The 1,289-nt window shown below is 79.5% G+C and carries 1 protein-coding gene; it reads right to left on the bottom strand.

The annotated features are described in order from the left end of the window. Positions 1-1,289, bottom strand: a 1,289-nt coding sequence (locus tag AO501_RS38075; protein WP_419775678.1) for a PGRS repeat-containing protein, incomplete at both ends; no start/stop codon positions are given.

The following is a 1,289-nucleotide window of genomic DNA, read 5'->3' as shown; positions in this document are numbered from 1 at the left end:
GCCGCGGCCGCCCGCCCCGCCGATACCCGAATCGGAGTAGCCGCCGGTCCCGCCGGCACCGCCGGAGCCCAACAAGCCCGCGTTGCCGCCGAGGCCGCCCTGACCGCCGGGGACCTGCGTGACGAGCGACACTCCCGCCGCGCCGCCGGTGCCGCCGGAGCCGCCGGAACCCAGCAAGCCGGCGGTTCCTCCGCCGCCGCCGAGACCCCCACCGCCGCTACCGACTAGGGGGGCCAGCACCGAACCGCCGGCCCCGCCGGAGCCGCCGGTGCCCACGAATTGTCCACCGGCGCCGCCGCTTCCGCCCGGCCCGCCAGTGCCGCCCAAACTGGCGCCGCCGTCGCCGCCGGCCCCGCCGGCACCGACCACGGAGCCGCCGAGGGTGCCGGCACCGCCGCCGAAGAGTGAACCTGCGATGCCGGCGGCCCCGCCTGTTCCGCCCGCACCTCCCGTGAACCCGGCGCCGCCGACCCCACCGGTACCGCCGCCGGCACCGACCAGCCCACTCAGCGCCCCACTGGCGCCGCCGGACCCTCCGGCGCCGCCGGAAACACCGGGGATCGCGAAGTTGGCCATCCCGCCCGTCCCGCCGGAACCACCGGAACCGAAGATCCCGCCGGTACCCCCGGCTCCGCCACCGCCGCCGTTGCCGTCGGAGCCGGCCGCGCCCGCTCCGCCCGCCCCGGCGTTGCCGAAGAACAAGCCGCCGTTACCGCCCTGACCGCCAGACCGGCCGACACCAGCAGCCCCGAGCCCGCCGGCACCGCCGGTGCCGCCACTGCCCAAAAGCCCGGCGGCCCCGCCGGGTCCACCCGGCACACCGTTGGCGCCGGACCCGCCCGCCCCGCCGTCACCGAGCAGCCAGCCGCCCGGGCCTCCGGCGGCCCCGCTGCCGGCCGCGCCCGGGGCGCCGTTGCCGATCAGCGGGCGTCCGGTCAGCAACACACTGGGCGCGTTGATCACGTTCAGCGCCGCCGCCGGCAGCAACAGCCCGTTGTCGCCGGTCACACCGTTGGCACCGGACGGGGTGCCCTGTCCGCCGACCCCACCGGTCCCGCCGAGTCCGAGCAGCGTGGCCTTGCCGCCCGCGCCACCGGCTCCGCCGGCGTAGGTCGGGGCGCCCTGGGCGCCGGCACCGCCGGCTCCGCCGCTGCCGAACACCAGGGCACCCGCGCCGCCGTTTCCGCCGGCCCCGCCGGCTCCCGCCGGGGCGAACCCGCCGACCCCACCGGCGCCACCGAAACCGAAAAGTCCCGCGTCACCACCGGCCCCACCGTGGCCGCCGGCGC

Source organism: Mycobacterium gordonae (assembly GCF_001417955.2).
Lineage (GTDB): Bacteria > Actinomycetota > Actinomycetes > Mycobacteriales > Mycobacteriaceae > Mycobacterium > Mycobacterium gordonae_B.
Note: the sequence above shows the minus strand (reverse complement) of the source record. Positions and strands in the feature narration are given on the sequence as shown.